This is a genomic window from Vibrio sp. 10N.247.310.24 (assembly GCF_041467175.1).
Lineage (GTDB): Bacteria > Pseudomonadota > Gammaproteobacteria > Enterobacterales > Vibrionaceae > Vibrio > Vibrio tasmaniensis_A.
In genome coordinates, this window is the sequence record NZ_JBFSUD010000016.1 from 30,766 (window position 1) to 46,803 (window position 16,038).

Here is a 16,038-nt window from a genome sequence, read left to right on the forward strand (position 1 = left end):
GTGCTAGACTCTAGCCAGATTCGATTTTTGGAGATCCACAATGAAACCAATTCTACCTGACTACAGCCAATCAGGCGTTCTTGTTGTCGGTGATGTAATGCTTGACCGTTACTGGTATGGCCCTACTGGCCGTATTTCACCAGAAGCACCTGTGCCCGTTGTTAAAGTAGAAAATAACGAAGAGCGTCCTGGTGGTGCTGCCAACGTAGCAATGAATATTGCCTCTCTTGGTGGTCATGCTCATATCGTTGGTTTGACTGGAAAAGATGAGCCTGCTGAGGTGTTAAAAAACACCCTAGGTGCACTGAAGGTGAAGTGTGATTTTGTTGAGTTGGACGACTACCCAACCATCACAAAATTACGTGTCATGAGCCGTGGACAGCAGTTGATCCGCCTTGATTTTGAAGACAAATTTGAGAACACGGATCCTGAGCTTGTTTTATCTCGCATGGAGCAAGCACTGCCTAATGTACGCTCGGTAATCTTATCTGATTATGCGAAAGGTGCTTTGGAGCATGTGCAGAGCTTTATTCAAAAAGCACGCGCCGCGAACGTTCCGGTGTTTATCGACCCTAAAGGTGCAGATTTTGAACGCTACCGTGGTGCGACATTACTTACGCCAAACATGGCGGAGTTTGAGCTGGTTGCCGGTAAGGTTAAGTCTGAAGATGAAATGATCGAAAAAGGGCTCGCGTTAATTGAAGAGTTTGATTTTGAAGCCTTGCTAGTGACTCGCAGTGAGCATGGCATGACATTGCTCCGCAAAGGCGTAGAACCATTCCACTTACCGACCCAAGCGAAAGAAGTGTATGACGTTACTGGTGCTGGTGATACGGTTATTTCAGTATTAGCAGCTTCAGTTGCTGCAGGTAAGCCACTTGATGAAGCGTGTGCATTAGCAAACGCTGCAGCTGGCGTGGTAGTTGGCAAGCTAGGTACATCGACGTTGTCTACGATTGAGTTAGCGGAAGCGATTCATGGTAGCCAAGATACTGACTACGGTGTGATCTCTGAAGCTGCCCTAGTTGAAGCGGTGAAACGTGCTCGTGCGAAAGGCGAGAAAGTCGTTATGACTAATGGCTGCTTTGATATTCTGCATGCGGGACATGTCTCTTACATGAACCATGCTGCTGAGTTGGGTGATCGTTTGATCGTTGCTGTGAATACGGATGAATCTGTGAAACGCTTAAAAGGCCCTGGTCGTCCTGTGAACCCAACCGATCGTCGTATGGCGGTACTGGCTGGTTTAGGTGCGGTTGATTGGGTTGTTCCGTTTTCTGAAGATACACCGCAACGTTTGATCTCTGAAGTTCTGCCAAGCATTCTTGTGAAAGGTGGTGATTACAAACCTGAAGAGATTGCTGGTGGTGCGGAAGTGATTGCGGCTGGCGGTGAAGTTAAAGTACTTAACTTTGAAGATGGTTGCTCTACGACTGAAATCATTAAAGCGATTAAAGGTGGTCGAGGCTAACTCTTAGTCTTCTAGCTTTCTCGTCTCAAGGCTTAACCTTTGGGTTAAGCTGAGAATTAGCTTTCAACAGATAATAAAAATGCCGCTCATTGAGCGGCATTTTTGTAACGGTAATCTAGTCACTTTATTAAAGACTCTGGTTAGAGTATTTAACTAGGATTTAAGCATTACTTACTTGCGACTTTTAGACCTGCGTTTACATCAACAATGTCTTGTTCGCTTAGCGTGCCAACAGCTTGACGAAGCTGAAGTACACTTAGGATGTAGTTGTAACGAGCATCTGAAAGGTTCTTGTTGGCATCGTATAGACGACGAGTTGAATCTAGTACGTCAACGATAGTACGAGTACCTACATCAAAACCTGCTTCTGTAGCTTCTAGAGCCGACTGAGCAGAAACAACAGACTGTTCGTAAGCGCGTAGCGCACCAATTGAGGCACTGATGTTGTTGTTGAATGCACGAACGTCTTTCACAACGCTACGGTAAGTTGCCTCTAGGTCTTCACTTGCTGCAACGTAGTTGTATTCAGCCTGTTTAGTCAAAGAAGTTGTACTACCACCTGTGTATAGAGGCACAACTAAATTTAAGCCGACGTTTAGGTTATCTTGGTCGTAATCACTAGGGCTGCTTGATTGATCGGCAAGAGAGTAGCTACCGTCCAACGTTAGGCTAGGTAGATGACCTGAGCTTGCTAGCGTGATGTTATCTTTAGCGATGTCTTGATCAATACGTGATGCCAATAGCTTCAGATTTTTCTCTTGAGCTTGCTCAACCAGTGCAACAGCAGATTCAGAAGACTTGCTTGCTGAGAAGCGGTCTGTATCTAAGATGTTTAGGTTAGAGTGCTCTTGACCTGTGATTTCACGTAGACCTTCGTAGTTATTAATCAGAGTGTTCTCTGCTAAAACTTCATCAGCCAAAACACCATCGTACTGAGCTTGCGCATCATGCACATCGGTGATTGCTGAAAGGCCAACTTCAAAGCGCTGCTTAGTTTGTTCCAGTTGACGAGCAACTGCGGCTTTTTCAGCACGAACAAACTCTAGGCTATCTTGAGCACGAAGTACTTCGAAGTAAGCGGTAGCAACACGAAGGATCAAAGCTTGTTGCTCTGCTGCGTATGAAGAATCAGCTTGGCGAGCTTTTTTCTCTGCTGTATCTAGCGTGATCCAAGAAGAGCGCTTGTACAGCTCCTGAGAAAAGTAAATTCCAGCTCCCCATTGGTTGCTGTCATTATTTACATCACTTCGCTCACCACGGTTGATGTCGTAGTTAGCTCTCAAGTCAATTTGTGGTAGCAAGTCACTACGGTTTGACGTTACTGCTTCAAAAGCGGCATCGCGCTTCGCTGCTGAACGAAGAAGTTGAGGATCGTTCTGTTTTGCTTGGTCGTAAACCTCAGCTAGCGTATCAGCGAAAGCTGACGAACTCAGGCTGCCAATTGCTGCACTGATAAATAGTGGAAGCAGTTTTTTCATTTTCCTATTCCTGCCTTTAATGGAATTTTCTTTAAAAGAGTTTAACCCAGTTTGGTGGTAATTTACTCGAAACTTTGCACTTTTTTACAGTTAACTGTCCACTTGTGCAATATTTATTTTTTAAAACTTAACTTTAATTATAAGTTTTATACTAAAAGTTGAACCTTATCCTTGGTAGTTAACTCGGACAATGAGTAAACTATAAGATCACTTAGTGAGGTATCAAATGCAACAGTATGACAATCAACGACATGAGTTTACTCCGCAAGATGTGGAAATAGTCTCAAAAGAGACGCTGTTTCGTGGTTTTTTCAAAATGGTTAAGTACACATTTAAACATAGACTGTTTGAGGGCGGCTGGAGCCAACCAATCGAGCGTGAGATGTTTGAGCGTGGACATGCTGCCGCTTTGCTACCTTATGATCCTGTGCGTGATGAAGTGGTGATCGTCGAACAGATCCGTGTCGGTGCTCTAGAGCATGAGAACCCGTGGCAATACGAAATTGTTGCGGGGATTATTGATACCGATGAATCACCACAAGATGTTGCTCGTCGTGAGGCGATGGAAGAAGCGGGGGTCGACGTCGGATCTGTATTGCCTATTACTTCGTATTATCCTTCATCCGGCGGTTGCTCAGAAAAGCTCGACGTCTTTGTTGGTTGTGTTGACGCCACGACAGCAAAAGGGGTTCACGGATTGGATTACGAAGGTGAAGATATTCGCGTGCAAGTGATGAGTCGCGAAGCCGCTTATCAGTTAGTAAAAGACGGTGTGTTTGAAAATGGCGCCACGATCATTGCGCTGCAGTGGCTACAATTGAACTACCAAGAATTACAGTCAGAGTGGATAGATTAACGTCATGCCAAATATAGCAGTCAAAAAAACGTATCATGTCGATTTGGCTGAATTGATGCGAGTTTACGAGACTAACTATGCCAAACTTAATGCTCTGTTACCGGTTGAGCATGAGGTTGGTGACGTTCGCTGTTACCAAGCCGTTAATATGGTGTATCAATTGACAGTGAATGAGGTCACAAAATACACCACATTAATAGATATATGTCAGAGTGACGCGATGCCAGTGTTTCCTTTGCCAAAAATGTCTGTCAGGCTATATCACGACGCTCGAGTTGCAGAAGTGTGCGCTAGCGGGGATTTTTCGCGAGTCAAAGCAAAATATGACTATCCCAACACAAAACTTCTGCAAAAGGATGAGAAATTTCAATTGAACAAATTTCTTGGGGAATGGTTAACGTTTTGTTTAAAAACAGGTATCAGCCGAACCCCAGTTTCTTTTTAATTGAGCCTATTTAAAAACACTTTTAAAGTCTAAACAGTAACGTATCTGGATTTGTTATTTTGGAATTATCACACACTTCAAAATTTGATGAGAGCAGTATTAAGCTTGTACAGCTAACGGACACGCATTTATTTGCGCCGAGCAATGGCAGCTTATTAAGCATCAACACTCAAGATAGCTTTCGTGCTGTAGTCGATGCCATTGTTAGTCAGGGCTTTGACTATCAAGCGATTTTAGCAACCGGTGATATTTCTCAAGATCACAGTGCTGAGTCGTACCAAAAATTTGAGTCAGGAATTCAACCTTTGGATAAACCGTGTTACTGGTTGCCAGGGAATCATGACTTCAAACCGAATATGGGCAGTGTTTTACCATCACCACAAATACAATGCGTTGAGCATGTTTTGCTAGGTAATAATTGGCAGATGGTGATGCTGGACTCGCAAGTGGTTGGCGTGCCTCACGGACGTCTCAGTGATCAACAGCTTGATCTACTAGAACAAAAGCTAACCGAATTTCCCGAACGTAATACCTTGGTTCTGCTGCACCACCATCCACTGTTGGTTGGCAGTGCATGGCTGGATCAACATAATCTGAAAGATGCTGATCAATTTTGGGAAGTGGTTCAACAGCACACCAATGTGAAAGCGGTACTGTGTGGTCACGTTCATCAAGACATGAATCGAGATCATCATGGTGTACAAGTCATGGCAACACCGTCGACTTGTGTGCAATTCAAACCTAACTCAGATGACTTTGCGGTTGATACTTTGTCGCCTGGTTGGAGAGAGATTGAATTGCATCAAGATGGATCTGTGAGCACGCAAGTTCGCCGTTTACCTCATGGACAATTCTTACCTGATTTTGAAGCGGCAGGTTATTGATGTTTGATTCTGAACAGCAAGCCGCTAAGCCGCCACTGCTTCTCTATATTCACGGTTTTAACAGTTCATCACGTTCTCACAAAGCAACGGTGATTACTGACTATTGCGCGGAGCATCGTCCTGATATCAAGGTGATGACACCTCAACTGCCGAGTTTTCCTCAGCAAGCGGCCATTTATTTGCAGCAACTGGTGGAGCAATATAAAGAGCAATATCAGATAGCGTTGGTAGGTAGCTCGTTGGGTGGCTATCTTTCAACATGGCTGAATACTCACTATGGCTTTAAAGCTGTGGTTGTGAATCCAGCCGTTAAGCCGTATGAGCTTCTTGCTGACTATTTAGGTGAACAAGTAAATCCATACACAGGAGAGCGATATGTTCTGGAAACAAAACATATCAATGAACTGAAGGCGTTAGAGGTTCCGGCTATCGCTCAGCCGAGTGACTTCTGGTTACTTCAGCAAACGGAAGACGAAGTTCTGGATTACCGACAAGCGGTAGAGAAGTACCAAGGTGCAGTACAGACAGTAGAAGAGGGCGGGGATCATAGCTTTGTTAATTTTGAACGCTACCCCCAACAAATCATCACCTTTCTAAATCTTTAATCTGTTTCAGCAATCAAGTAATTTTCTCTTGTTTGACTGTTATTTCATCTATCAGTGGTGAAATATCATAGTTTGATGCCTTAGTTTTTGAACTAGCTTGACATCATTACTCAGCTTCCAGACTATATTCCCCAATACTTCGCTCGTTCGCTCTACTATGACGGTTCATAGTAATGATTTCGCTTTAGTCAAACTAGAGCCAGCGAACTGACGCAAACTTTTTGAGTAAACTCCGTATTATGACTGAACAATATAATGCAAAAGACCTCGAGGTACTTGAAGGTCTCGACCCCGTGCGACATCGCCCGGGAATGTATACCGAGACAGAAAGACCAAACCACCTTGCCCAAGAAGTCATTGATAACTCGGTTGATGAAGCACTAGCGGGACACGCTAAGAAGATTAAAGTCGTGTTGCATGCTGACCAATCGTTAGAAGTGACGGATGATGGCCGTGGTATGCCTGTTGATATCCACCCTGAAAAAGGGATCTCAGGTGTTGAGCTGATTTTAACTAAGCTCCACTCTGGCGGTAAGTTCTCGAACAATAACTACAAGTTTTCAGGTGGTTTGCACGGGGTAGGTATCTCGGTGGTGAACGCGTTGTCAAAACGTGTTGAAGTGACGGTTCGCCGTGACGGTCAGGTACATGAAATTGCCCTTGAAGGTGGTCATGCCGTAACGGATCTTATTGTTACAGGTACTTGTGGTCATCGCAATACCGGTACGACGGTACATTTTTGGCCAGATCCAAAATATTTCGATAGCTCTAAGTTCTCTGTTTTACGTCTTATCAATAACTTGCGCGCTAAAGCTGTACTTTGCCCTGGTTTAGAAATCACCTTTGTCGACAAGGTTGGCGGTGAAGAACATAAATGGTTCTATGAAGATGGTCTAAAAGACTACCTTGCAGAAGGTGTGAAAGGTTACACCTTACTGCCTGAGGAACCTTATGTCGGCGAATTCGTTGCTGAAACAGAAATGGCGAACTGGGCGATTATTTGGCAGCCAGAAGGCGGTGATATGATCACCGAGAGTTACGTGAACTTAGTACCAACTAAGCAAGGTGGTACACACGTAAACGGCCTTCGACAAGGTCTGCTTGATGCAATGCGTGAGTTCTGTGAATTTCGTAACCTTCTACCGCGTGGCGTTAAGTTAACGGGTGACGATATTTTCGATCGTTGTTCGTACGTATTATCGGTGAAGATGCAAGATCCGCAATTTGCTGGTCAAACAAAAGAACGTCTTTCTTCTCGTCAAACCGCAGCGTTTGTGTCTGGGGTGGTAAAAGATGCCTTTAGCTTGTGGTTGAACGAAAAACCACAACTGGCAGAACAGTTAGCTGAAGCTTGTATTGCGAATGCTCACCGTCGCATGCGCGCAAGCAAAAAGGTTGTGCGTAAGAAGATTGCTTCAGGCCCAGCACTGCCGGGTAAGCTAACCGATTGTTCGGTTCAAGATTTAAGTCGTACCGAAATCTTCTTCGTGGAAGGGGACTCGGCGGGTGGTTCTGCTAAACAAGCACGTGATCGTGAGTTCCAAGCGGTTATGCCACTTCGCGGTAAGATCCTAAATACATGGGAAGTGTCAGCGGACCAAGTATTGGCTTCACAAGAAGTACATGATATTTCGGTTGCTTTGGGTATCGATCCTGATAACGATGACTTGTCAGGCCTGCGTTACGGTAAGATCTGTATCCTTGCCGATGCGGACTCGGATGGTCTTCATATCGCGACACTGCTATGTGCACTATTTACTCGCCATTTCCATGCATTGGTTGAAGCGGGTCATATCTATGTGGCAATGCCCCCTCTGTATCGTATCGATTGCGGTAAAGAAGTGTTCTACGCACTTGATGATGCAGAGAAAGATGGTGTGCTTGAGCGACTGTCGCAGAAGAAAGCTAAGATCAACGTGCAACGATTCAAAGGTCTGGGTGAAATGAACCCACTTCAGTTACGTGAAACCACCATGGATCCGAACACTCGTCGTCTTGTTCAATTAACGATTGATGACAACGAAGCGACCAACGAGATGATGGACATGCTGCTTGGTAAAAAACGTGCAGATGATCGCCGTACATGGCTACAGACTAACGGTGATATGGCCGAGGTATAATGGATGTCTAACGAAATTACATATGATGGCGTTGAACAGCTGCCAATGCGCAAGTTCACCGAAGATGCCTACTTAAATTACTCAATGTACGTGATCATGGATCGTGCATTACCGTATATCGGTGATGGCTTGAAGCCAGTACAGCGTCGTATTATCTACGCGATGTCTGAGCTGGGCTTATCAGCTGCATCGAAATACAAAAAATCAGCACGTACCGTTGGTGACGTATTAGGTAAGTATCACCCACACGGTGACTCTGCTTGTTACGAAGCGATGGTATTGATGGCGCAGCCTTTCTCTTACCGCTACCCATTGGTAGACGGTCAAGGTAACTGGGGTGCTCCGGACGACCCGAAATCGTTCGCTGCGATGCGTTATACCGAAGCGAAATTATCTAAGTTTGCTGAGGTTCTTCTAGGTGAACTAGGTCAAGGCACCGTTGATTGGCAACCAAACTTTGATGGCACCATGAAAGAGCCTCAAATGTTGCCAGCACGTCTACCTCATATCTTACTTAACGGTATTACTGGTATCGCGGTAGGTATGGCGACGGACATCCCGCCTCACAATGTCCGTGAAGTGGCGAACGCAGCGATTCACTTGATTGATACGCCGAAAGCTGAACTTCCAGATGTGATGGGTTTCATTCAAGGCCCTGATTACCCGACAGAGGCTGAGATTATTTCGCCGAAGTCGGACATCGAAAAGATCTACCGTACAGGCCGTGGCAGCATCAAGATGCGCGCGGTTTGGCACAAGGAAGGCTCTGATATTGTTATCACTGCTTTACCTCATCAAGTGTCAGGTGCGAAGTTACTTGAGCAAATTGCTAACCAGATGCGCGCTAAGAAGCTGCCAATGGTTGACGACTTGCGTGACGAATCGGATCACGAGAACCCAACTCGCATCGTTGTCGTTCCTCGTTCAAACCGTATCGACTGTGACCAATTGATGAGTCACCTATTCGCTTCGACGGATCTAGAGAAAAACTTCCGGGTTAACTTGAACATGATTGGTTTAGACAATCGTCCTCAAGTTAAAGGCCTAGTTCAAATTCTGAAAGAGTGGATTGAGTTCCGTCGCACGACCGTTCGCCGTCGTTTGCAGTACCGTTTAGATAAAGTACTAGCACGTTTGCATATTTTAGAAGGTTTGCTTGCTGCTTATCTTAATATCGATGAAGTGATTGAAATCATTCGTACAGAAGACGAACCATGTCCTGTATTGATGAGCCGTTTCAACATTTCTGAAATTCAAGCCAATGCGATTCTTGATATTAAACTTCGTAACTTAGCTAAGTTAGAAGAGTTTAAAATCCGAGCGGAACAAGAAGAGCTTGAAGCTGAACGCGAAAAGCTTGAAAAGCTACTCGGTTCAGAGCGTCGCTTGAATACGTTGATCAAGAAAGAAATCCAAGCAGATGCAGATAAATACGGCGATGATCGTCGCTCACCTCTGATTGAGCGTGCTGAAGCGAAAGCGCTAACAGAACGCGACTTAGTACCAAGCGAACCAATCACGGTTGTGTTGTCTGAGAAAGGTTGGATTCGTCATGCTAAAGGGCATGAAGTTGATGCTGAAGGCTTGAACTACAAATCTGGTGATAAGTTCTTAGCGAGTGCTAAGGGTAAGAGTAACCAACAAGCGGTGTTCCTTGGCAGTGATGGCCGAAGCTACTCCCTTGAATCTCATTCATTACCGTCGGCACGTAGCCAAGGTGAGCCAATTACAGGCCGCCTGAACGTCAGTCCGGGTTCTTCGATTCGCCAAGTGGTGATGGGAGAGAATGAACAGCTATGGTTAGTCGGTTCTGATGCTGGTTATGGCTTTGTTTGTAAGGGTAGCGATCTGCTGTCTAAGAACAAGAGCGGTAAAGCGTTAGTTAACTTGCCACAAGCTTCTGAAGTGATGTTGCCAAGCCCTATTGCAGACTTGGACAGTAACCAGATTCTGGCGATTACTAACCAAGGCCGTATGTTGTTGTTCCCTATTAAAGACCTACCTCAGCTGAGCAAAGGTAAAGGCAACAAGATCATCAACATCCCTTCTGCGAAAGCAAAAGAGCGTGAAGAGTTTGTATCGCATCTGATGGCTATTCCAGAGAATGCAACGCTGACTATTTACGCGGGTAAACGTAAACTTGGCTTGAAACCTGCGGATCTTGAAAACTTCCGTGGTGAGCGTGGTCGTCGTGGTGGTCTGCTCCCAAGAGGTTTGCAGCGTGTGACTCGCATCGATATCGATGAACCTAGTGACGCCTAGTTTTGATTGAGTTTATCATTAGCTTTGATTGATAAAAGAAAACCCAGCTTAAGAGCTGGGTTTTTTGTATCTATACTTTTTGTCTCTGTAATTGGCGGTTTGAGTTACTCGCTATTAGCAATCAAACTAAATAAAGACTACAGGCGTGTGTCTTCGGTAATGGTGACCTTGAGTGTCTTGTTTTCACCTTTGCGCAATACACCAACATCAATGATAGTACCCGGGCGAAGGTCAGTAACAATGTCCATTACGCTCTGTCGTCCGCTAATTTGGGTGTTGTTGATGCTGATAATGATATCTTGTGCTTCAAAGCCGGCATCGGCTGCAGGACCATTCGGGTCAATGCCTAAGACAACAATACCACCGATGTTCTTAGTACCGAGCAAGCGTGATGTCACCGAATTGATGTCTTGTCCGTCGATACCAATATAACCACGAATGACACGACCATCGGCGATGATCTTCTCCATGATTTTATTAGCAAGTGAGTAGGGGATTGCAAATGAGATCCCGTAGGTTTCCATGTCGGTAGCTTGTTGGAAAGAAGCCGTGTTGATACCGACGAGCTCACCTTGTGAGTTAACCAGTGCACCACCTGAGTTACCTTCATTGATTGCAGCATCAGTCTGGATAAAGGCTTGGTGACCATCTGCACTGATCGAAGAACGACCTGTTGCAGAGATAATGCCAAAGGTTGTCGTTTGCCCTAGGTTGTATGGGTTACCGATAGCCAGCACCACGTCGCCGACATTTGCTTTGTAATTCGGGTTCAGTGGAATAACAGGTAAGTTGTCACCGCTGACTCGGAGTATCGCAATATCGGTGCGTTTGTCTGAGCCGACAAGTTGTGCGGCCGCTACTCGTCCGTCTTGAAGTGCCACGACTATTTGGTCAGCTTGAGCAACAACATGGAAGTTGGTAATGATGTAGCCTTTCTCACTAACAATCACCCCTGAACCTAATCCTTGAGTTAGTAGCTTGTTGCGATCGCTTTCTGCGTATTTACGACTATAAATATTGACCACAGCGGGTGCAGCTCGTCGCACCGCTTGGTTAAATGAGATCTGAAGAGGGCCAATATTATCGACTTGAGGGTTCGTGACGTCTGCAACAATCGCCGGCCTTAAACTCGGGAATGCGAGAAGAATAAGCGCCGCTGAAACGAGTCCAAGGGAAATAGAACGAAATAGAAAGGACAGCATGTTTCCCTCTTCAACAAGTAAGGTATGAAGCATCCGTCAATGGATGACTGACTTGATTATCAGTGAAGCATAGCATTTTGATTGATCTAAAGAAAAGGGAGACTGAGTAAGTTTAAAGCAAACTTACCGAGCCCCCCTGTAATTACGCTGACGTATGGCTATCGAATAACTAGATAGATAGTCCTATCGTCTCGCTGGATATTAAGTGCCAATACGCCAGGTTGTTTTTCAAGAATCTTTCTAAATTCAGCAAGGTTCTTAACTGGTTGTCGGTTTACCCCGATGATGATGTCATCTTTAAGAAGCTGATAAGCTTCTGCTGGCGAACCTTGAGCGACACTTGATACCTTGACGCCTGTCGCTGAATCGCTGTCGGTTGTGTTGGTGAGCTCTGCACCGGCAAGTCCTTCATGGAGCTTTTCAGCTTGTGTCTTACTATTTGTGGATTCACCCAGCGTGACGTCAAAGGTCTTATTCTTACCGTCACGCACCACGCCTAACTCGATCTGTTTACCTGCACCTAGGGTGGCTACTTTGGCTCTTAACTCACTAAAAGTATCAATACGCTTACCGTTAATGGAGATAATGACATCGCCCGCTTTCAATCCGGCTTTGTCTGCAGCACTGTCGGGTACAATTTGGCTAACAAAAGCACCTTTGCTGGACTCATAACCAAGCGCTTCAGCCAATTCCGAGGTGACCTCTCCACCTTGGACACCAAGCATGCCACGTTTTACTTCACCGAAATCGAGAATCTGTTCAGTCAGGTTTGTCATCATATTGGATGGAATGGCAAAGCCGATACCGACATTGCCGCCGTTAGGTCCTAGGATGGCCGTGTTGATACCAATCAGTTCACCGTTAAGATTCACTAACGCACCTCCAGAGTTACCACTGTTAATCGCGGCATCGGTTTGAATGAAGTTTTCGAAGTTCTCTAGATTGAGACCGCTACGTCCTAACGCTGAAACGATACCGGATGTTACGGTTTGACCAAGCCCAAATGGGTTGCCGATAGCCACACTGAAATCGCCGACTCTCAATTTGTCGGAATCTGCGACTTTTATCTGGGTAAGGTTTTTGGCTGTTTCGAGTTTTAATAGCGCGATATCAGACATCTGGTCGCCGCCGATGAGCTCTGCATCGTACTCTCGACCATCATGCAGTTTTACTTTGATATCGTCGGCACCATTGATGACATGGTAATTGGTGACAATATGGCCTTTCTTGGCATCAATGATCACACCAGAACCTAGCCCGCGGAATGGGCGTTCTCGTGTTTGTTCTGGACCAAAAAAGAATTGAAATTGTTCAGGGATTTGCTGACGTTGTACCTGTTTGCCTTCTACGGCAATACTAACCACAGCGGGGGTTACTTGTTCAAGCATAGGAGCAAGGCTTGGTAATTGTTCATTACCCACACTTAATGGAAGTGCGGCTGTAGCTTGAATGGGGGTGATGATTGAACTTAAGCTTAAAGTCAGTACTGATAAAGCAAGCAAAGGTTTTTTCATCATAAACTCCTCTCTAGTTAAGGTCTTAACCCTCTTATACGTTTAATAAGTATGAGAAGTTTCAAATGACCTGAGTGAAAGGTATGACTCAAAAACCTTTGTAAAGTTCACAGAAGTGTTAAATGTTTACGATGCTTTTGCTGTAACGACATCGGGAGCATCCATGATTTCTTTCTTCTGCTCGGTAAATAAACCGGTTGCGCCATTAGCGTAATCTTTCGGTTGTTCTTCAAGCGTCGACTCTTTAACTGAAGACTTATCTTGTGGCTTATCCGAATGAGCAGCGGCTGTTTTCACAAATGGGTTGTCTTGCTCTGGCAGGTTAGGGAGTAGCTCTGAGCTTGTTTTTTCCATGTGTTGGTAAAGCTTTGTATAGTCCTTACCTAAGGTGTCCAACATTTCTGCTGATTTCGCAAAGTGGTCAGCTAGCTCTTGTCGCTGCTGTTCCAGGGCAAACTTTGCGCTATCTAATTCTTTCTGTACGTTCTTTTGTTTTTTGTATTCAGGTGTCATGAGACGAGAAATAGCGACCCCTAAAATAACTCCGACTAGTAAACCGGCAACGGCATACATCCAAGGCATAACAGCTCCTTATTATTGTTTTTTAACATGTTTGTTACTGCTTAGTTACACGTGATACAGCTCCATGGTACTATGAGAAAGCCGCAGTATAAAGAGAAATGCGTGTGCGCTAGTTAGCAGTTTGATGCTGCATTATTCACCGCATAGCGACATGTCTCATACTGTTTGGGCTCATTTTTATTTGCTGTCTGATATCGCTTTCATTGTGGAAATGTCGTCATGAATCCCATTAAAAAATACGAACAAGATATAAAAGAACATGGATTTCAAAGAGATCCAGCACAAGAGCAAGCCGTTAAATCTTTAGATGAACTCTTTCATCAATTCCAAGATTACATGAATGCCCCTATTCCTCAACTGACTCGATTCCAAAAGTTAATGGGCAAAAAGCCAGAACTGCCACTGCCACCAAAAGGCCTCTATTTTTGGGGCGGCGTCGGGCGCGGTAAAACCTATTTAATGGATACGTTCTACGATGCCTTACCGACCACAAAAAAAATGCGCGTTCACTTTCACCGCTTTATGTATCGAGTCCATGATGAGCTAAGGGCGCTAGGTAATGTTAGCGACCCGTTGCCTTTAGTGGCAGATAAGTTGAAAGAAGAAGCGGATATTATTTGTTTTGATGAATTCTTTGTTTCAGACATTACCGATGCCATGATCTTAGGAACTTTGTTCCAAGAGTTATTCGCTCGAAACGTTATCTTGGTTGCGACCTCTAATATTCCACCTGCGGATCTGTATCGCAACGGGTTACAGCGAGCGCGTTTCTTACCCGCTATTAAGCTCATTCAAGATAACTGTCATATTCTTAATGTTGATAGCGGAATTGATTATCGTCTGAGAACCTTAGAGCAGGCTGAGATCTACCATTACCCACTGGATAGCCAAGCGAACATTAACCTCGAAACATATTACGCGCAGCTTGTTGGTGAAGATAAAGAGAAGCTTAAGCAGATAGAGGTTAATCACCGTCAATTAGATGTAGTCGAAGCGAGTGATGGCGTGCTGCATGGTACTTTTGCTCAGCTTTGTCAGTCGGCTCGTAGCCAGAACGATTATATTGAGTTGTCTCGGGTTTATCACACGGTTCTATTGGCTGATGTGTTGCAAATGGGCGCGACTTCCGATGACGCTGCTAGACGCTTTATTGCGTTAGTTGATGAGTTCTATGAGCGCAATGTGAAACTGATTATTTCAGCGGAAGTGGAGCTAGAAAAACTATACACCCATGGTCAACTAGAGTTTGAGTTTAAACGTTGTCAGTCGCGTTTAATTGAAATGCAGAGCCATGAGTATTTGGCAAAAGAACACTTAAGTTAGCTTTGATTATCTCGAATAAGAAAGAGAATTAAAAAAATCGTGATTTTGTTCAAAAAGAGGTGATTTTTTCTTCGCTCTTCTCTATAATCCTGCGACCTACCGTTACTGCGGGCCTCTAGCGATGAGTAAAATCACGTTATGCCAAGAGTTTTCCAACACTCGAAGGGGTGATGAATGGTAACTCTTAGACAGTGGGAATACGCGAGTATTCCTTAAGTGTAAATTTTTTAAATAGGTAATTATTAGCATGAAAACTTTCGTTGCTAAACCAGAAACTGTAAAACGCGACTGGTATGTTGTAGACGCTGAAGGCAAAACTCTTGGCCGTCTAGCAAGTGAAATCGCTTCTCGCCTACGCGGCAAGCACAAAGCAGAATACACTCCTCACGTAGACACTGGTGATTACATCATCGTTGTTAACGCTGAGAAAGTTGCTGTAACTGGTAACAAAGCTAAGGGTAAGGTTTACTACCGTCACTCTGAGTTCCCAGGTGGTCTTAAAACTATCACTTTTGAAAAGCTAATTGCTAAGAAACCAGAAATGGTTCTTGAACTAGCAGTTAAAGGTATGCTTCCACGTGGTCCACTAGGCCGCGCGATGTACCGTAAGCTTAAAGTGTACGCTGGTACTGAGCACAACCATGTTGCTCAACAGCCACAAGTACTAGACATCTAAGGGGATTAAGACAATGGCAGAGAATCAATACTACGGCACTGGTCGTCGCAAAAGCTCAGCAGCTCGTGTTTTCATCAAACCAGGCTCTGGTGAGATCGTAATCAACAAGCGCAGCCTTGATGTTTACTTCGGTCGTCCAACTTCTCGTATGGTTGTTAAACAACCTCTTGAGCTAGTTGAACTAACTGAGAAACTTGACCTTTACATCACTGTTTCTGGTGGTGGTATTTCTGGTCAAGCTGGCGCAATCCGCCACGGTATCACTCGTGCTCTTATGGAATACGATGAAACTCTACGTCCTGCTCTACGTGCAGCTGGCTATGTTACGCGTGACGCTCGTTGCGTTGAACGTAAGAAAGTTGGTCTACGTAAAGCACGTCGTAAACCTCAATTCTCTAAGCGTTAATTTTTCTTTACGAAAAAGTACACGCTCCCAGTTTTTCGACTGGAATTGTGGTTCAAAGCTCGGCTATATGCCGGGCTTTTTGTTTTTATGCCCCCTCTAAACGCTTTCCCTCCCTCGTTTTATTTCCAAATTCTTATATTTTGAAAGCTTTTGTAACCCAATGTGCGCTTTGCCTCATGATTGTTACAAAAAGGTAGCTTTATCTTGTCAAAAA

Annotated in this window: 14 protein-coding genes; 10 read left to right on the plus strand and 4 right to left on the minus strand. The window is 44.7% G+C overall.

All coding sequences use genetic code 11. The annotated features are described in order from the left end of the window. Positions 1-40: 40 nt before the first annotated feature. The gene (gene hldE / locus AB6E08_RS07460) at positions 41-1,471 is read left to right on the plus strand and encodes a bifunctional D-glycero-beta-D-manno-heptose-7-phosphate kinase/D-glycero-beta-D-manno-heptose 1-phosphate adenylyltransferase HldE (protein ID WP_009848977.1); all 1,431 of its coding nucleotides are present in this window, start codon (positions 41-43) and stop codon (positions 1,469-1,471) included. A gap of 167 nt (positions 1,472-1,638) precedes the next feature. Here hldE and tolC read toward each other — a convergent pair whose 3' ends face one another. After that, positions 1,639-2,949 carry an outer membrane channel protein TolC gene (tolC, locus tag AB6E08_RS07465; RefSeq protein WP_017102956.1) on the minus strand — a complete coding sequence of 437 codons (1,311 nt, stop codon included), beginning with the start codon at positions 2,947-2,949 and terminating at the stop codon, positions 1,639-1,641. Between the two features lie 226 nt (positions 2,950-3,175). Here tolC and nudF point away from each other — a divergent pair, with 226 nt between their 5' ends. The 6 genes from nudF to parC all read left to right on the plus strand — a co-directional run bounded on the left by nudF (position 3,176) and on the right by parC (position 10,121). Continuing rightward, positions 3,176-3,805, plus strand: a complete 630-nt coding sequence (gene nudF / locus AB6E08_RS07470) for an ADP-ribose diphosphatase (protein WP_009848961.1) — start codon at positions 3,176-3,178, stop codon at positions 3,803-3,805. A 4-nt stretch (positions 3,806-3,809) separates the two neighbouring features. Beyond that, complete coding sequence (locus tag AB6E08_RS07475; protein WP_017102957.1) at positions 3,810-4,250, plus strand: DUF1249 family protein; 441 nt, start codon at positions 3,810-3,812, stop codon at positions 4,248-4,250. 59 nt (positions 4,251-4,309) lie between these two features. Beyond that, entirely contained in the window at positions 4,310-5,134 is an 825-nt protein-coding gene (gene cpdA, locus AB6E08_RS07480; RefSeq protein WP_009848963.1) for a 3',5'-cyclic-AMP phosphodiesterase, read from the plus strand. Beyond that, a complete protein-coding gene (gene yqiA, locus AB6E08_RS07485; protein ID WP_017102958.1) occupies positions 5,134-5,739 on the plus strand; it encodes an esterase YqiA in 606 nt (201 codons plus the stop codon). The genes cpdA and yqiA overlap by 1 nt, the downstream gene beginning before the upstream one ends. A gap of 239 nt (positions 5,740-5,978) precedes the next feature. Beyond that, on the plus strand, positions 5,979-7,859 hold the full coding sequence (gene parE, locus AB6E08_RS07490) for a DNA topoisomerase IV subunit B (RefSeq protein WP_017102959.1): 1,881 nt from the start codon (positions 5,979-5,981) through the stop codon (positions 7,857-7,859). Between the two features lie 3 nt (positions 7,860-7,862). After that, the gene (gene parC, locus AB6E08_RS07495; RefSeq protein WP_009848966.1) at positions 7,863-10,121 is read left to right on the plus strand and encodes a DNA topoisomerase IV subunit A; all 2,259 of its coding nucleotides are present in this window, start codon (positions 7,863-7,865) and stop codon (positions 10,119-10,121) included. Positions 10,122-10,258: 137 nt separating this feature from the next. Here the strand turns inward: parC and degS are convergent, their stop codons facing one another. The 3 genes from degS to zapG form a co-directional block, all read right to left on the minus strand. Then, positions 10,259-11,323: an outer membrane-stress sensor serine endopeptidase DegS gene (gene degS / locus AB6E08_RS07500; protein ID WP_009848967.1), complete on the minus strand. Its 1,065-nt coding sequence runs from the start codon at positions 11,321-11,323 to the stop codon at positions 10,259-10,261. 158 nt (positions 11,324-11,481) lie between these two features. Then, positions 11,482-12,837, minus strand: coding sequence for a DegQ family serine endoprotease (locus tag AB6E08_RS07505; RefSeq protein ID WP_009848968.1), 1,356 nt, complete (start codon positions 12,835-12,837; stop codon positions 11,482-11,484). 126 nt (positions 12,838-12,963) lie between these two features. Then, on the minus strand, positions 12,964-13,419 hold the full coding sequence (gene zapG, locus AB6E08_RS07510) for a Z-ring associated protein ZapG (RefSeq protein ID WP_009848969.1): 456 nt from the start codon (positions 13,417-13,419) through the stop codon (positions 12,964-12,966). Between the two features lie 219 nt (positions 13,420-13,638). Here zapG and zapE point away from each other — a divergent pair, with 219 nt between their 5' ends. From zapE to rpsI, 3 genes are all read left to right on the plus strand, one after another. After that, positions 13,639-14,742 (plus strand): cell division protein ZapE, encoded by a 1,104-nt coding sequence (gene zapE / locus AB6E08_RS07515; RefSeq protein ID WP_017102961.1) that lies wholly within the window; start codon positions 13,639-13,641, stop codon positions 14,740-14,742. Between the two features lie 247 nt (positions 14,743-14,989). Beyond that, complete coding sequence (gene rplM, locus AB6E08_RS07520; protein ID WP_010434689.1) at positions 14,990-15,418, plus strand: 50S ribosomal protein L13; 429 nt, start codon at positions 14,990-14,992, stop codon at positions 15,416-15,418. 13 nt (positions 15,419-15,431) lie between these two features. Continuing rightward, complete coding sequence (gene rpsI / locus AB6E08_RS07525) at positions 15,432-15,824, plus strand: 30S ribosomal protein S9 (RefSeq protein WP_004740758.1); 393 nt, start codon at positions 15,432-15,434, stop codon at positions 15,822-15,824. Positions 15,825-16,038 lie beyond the last annotated feature (214 nt).

Bases quoted from the DNA above. Each gene is read 5' to 3' on its own strand.
- zapE (WP_017102961.1), top strand. From the start codon at position 13,639: ATGAATCCCATTAAAAAATACGAACAAGATATAAAAGAACATGGATTT.
- rplM (WP_010434689.1), top strand. From the start codon at position 14,990: ATGAAAACTTTCGTTGCTAAACCAGAAACTGTAAAACGCGACTGGTAT.
- zapG (WP_009848969.1), bottom strand. From the start codon at position 13,419: ATGCCTTGGATGTATGCCGTTGCCGGTTTACTAGTCGGAGTTATTTTA.
- tolC (WP_017102956.1), bottom strand. From the start codon at position 2,949: ATGAAAAAACTGCTTCCACTATTTATCAGTGCAGCAATTGGCAGCCTG.
- rpsI (WP_004740758.1), top strand. From the start codon at position 15,432: ATGGCAGAGAATCAATACTACGGCACTGGTCGTCGCAAAAGCTCAGCA.
- AB6E08_RS07505 (WP_009848968.1), bottom strand. From the start codon at position 12,837: ATGAAAAAACCTTTGCTTGCTTTATCAGTACTGACTTTAAGCTTAAGT.
- parE (WP_017102959.1), top strand. From the start codon at position 5,979: ATGACTGAACAATATAATGCAAAAGACCTCGAGGTACTTGAAGGTCTC.
- nudF (WP_009848961.1), top strand. From the start codon at position 3,176: ATGCAACAGTATGACAATCAACGACATGAGTTTACTCCGCAAGATGTG.
- degS (WP_009848967.1), bottom strand. From the start codon at position 11,323: ATGCTGTCCTTTCTATTTCGTTCTATTTCCCTTGGACTCGTTTCAGCG.
- hldE (WP_009848977.1), top strand. From the start codon at position 41: ATGAAACCAATTCTACCTGACTACAGCCAATCAGGCGTTCTTGTTGTC.
- yqiA (WP_017102958.1), top strand. From the start codon at position 5,134: ATGTTTGATTCTGAACAGCAAGCCGCTAAGCCGCCACTGCTTCTCTAT.
- AB6E08_RS07475 (WP_017102957.1), top strand. From the start codon at position 3,810: ATGCCAAATATAGCAGTCAAAAAAACGTATCATGTCGATTTGGCTGAA.
- parC (WP_009848966.1), top strand. From the start codon at position 7,863: ATGTCTAACGAAATTACATATGATGGCGTTGAACAGCTGCCAATGCGC.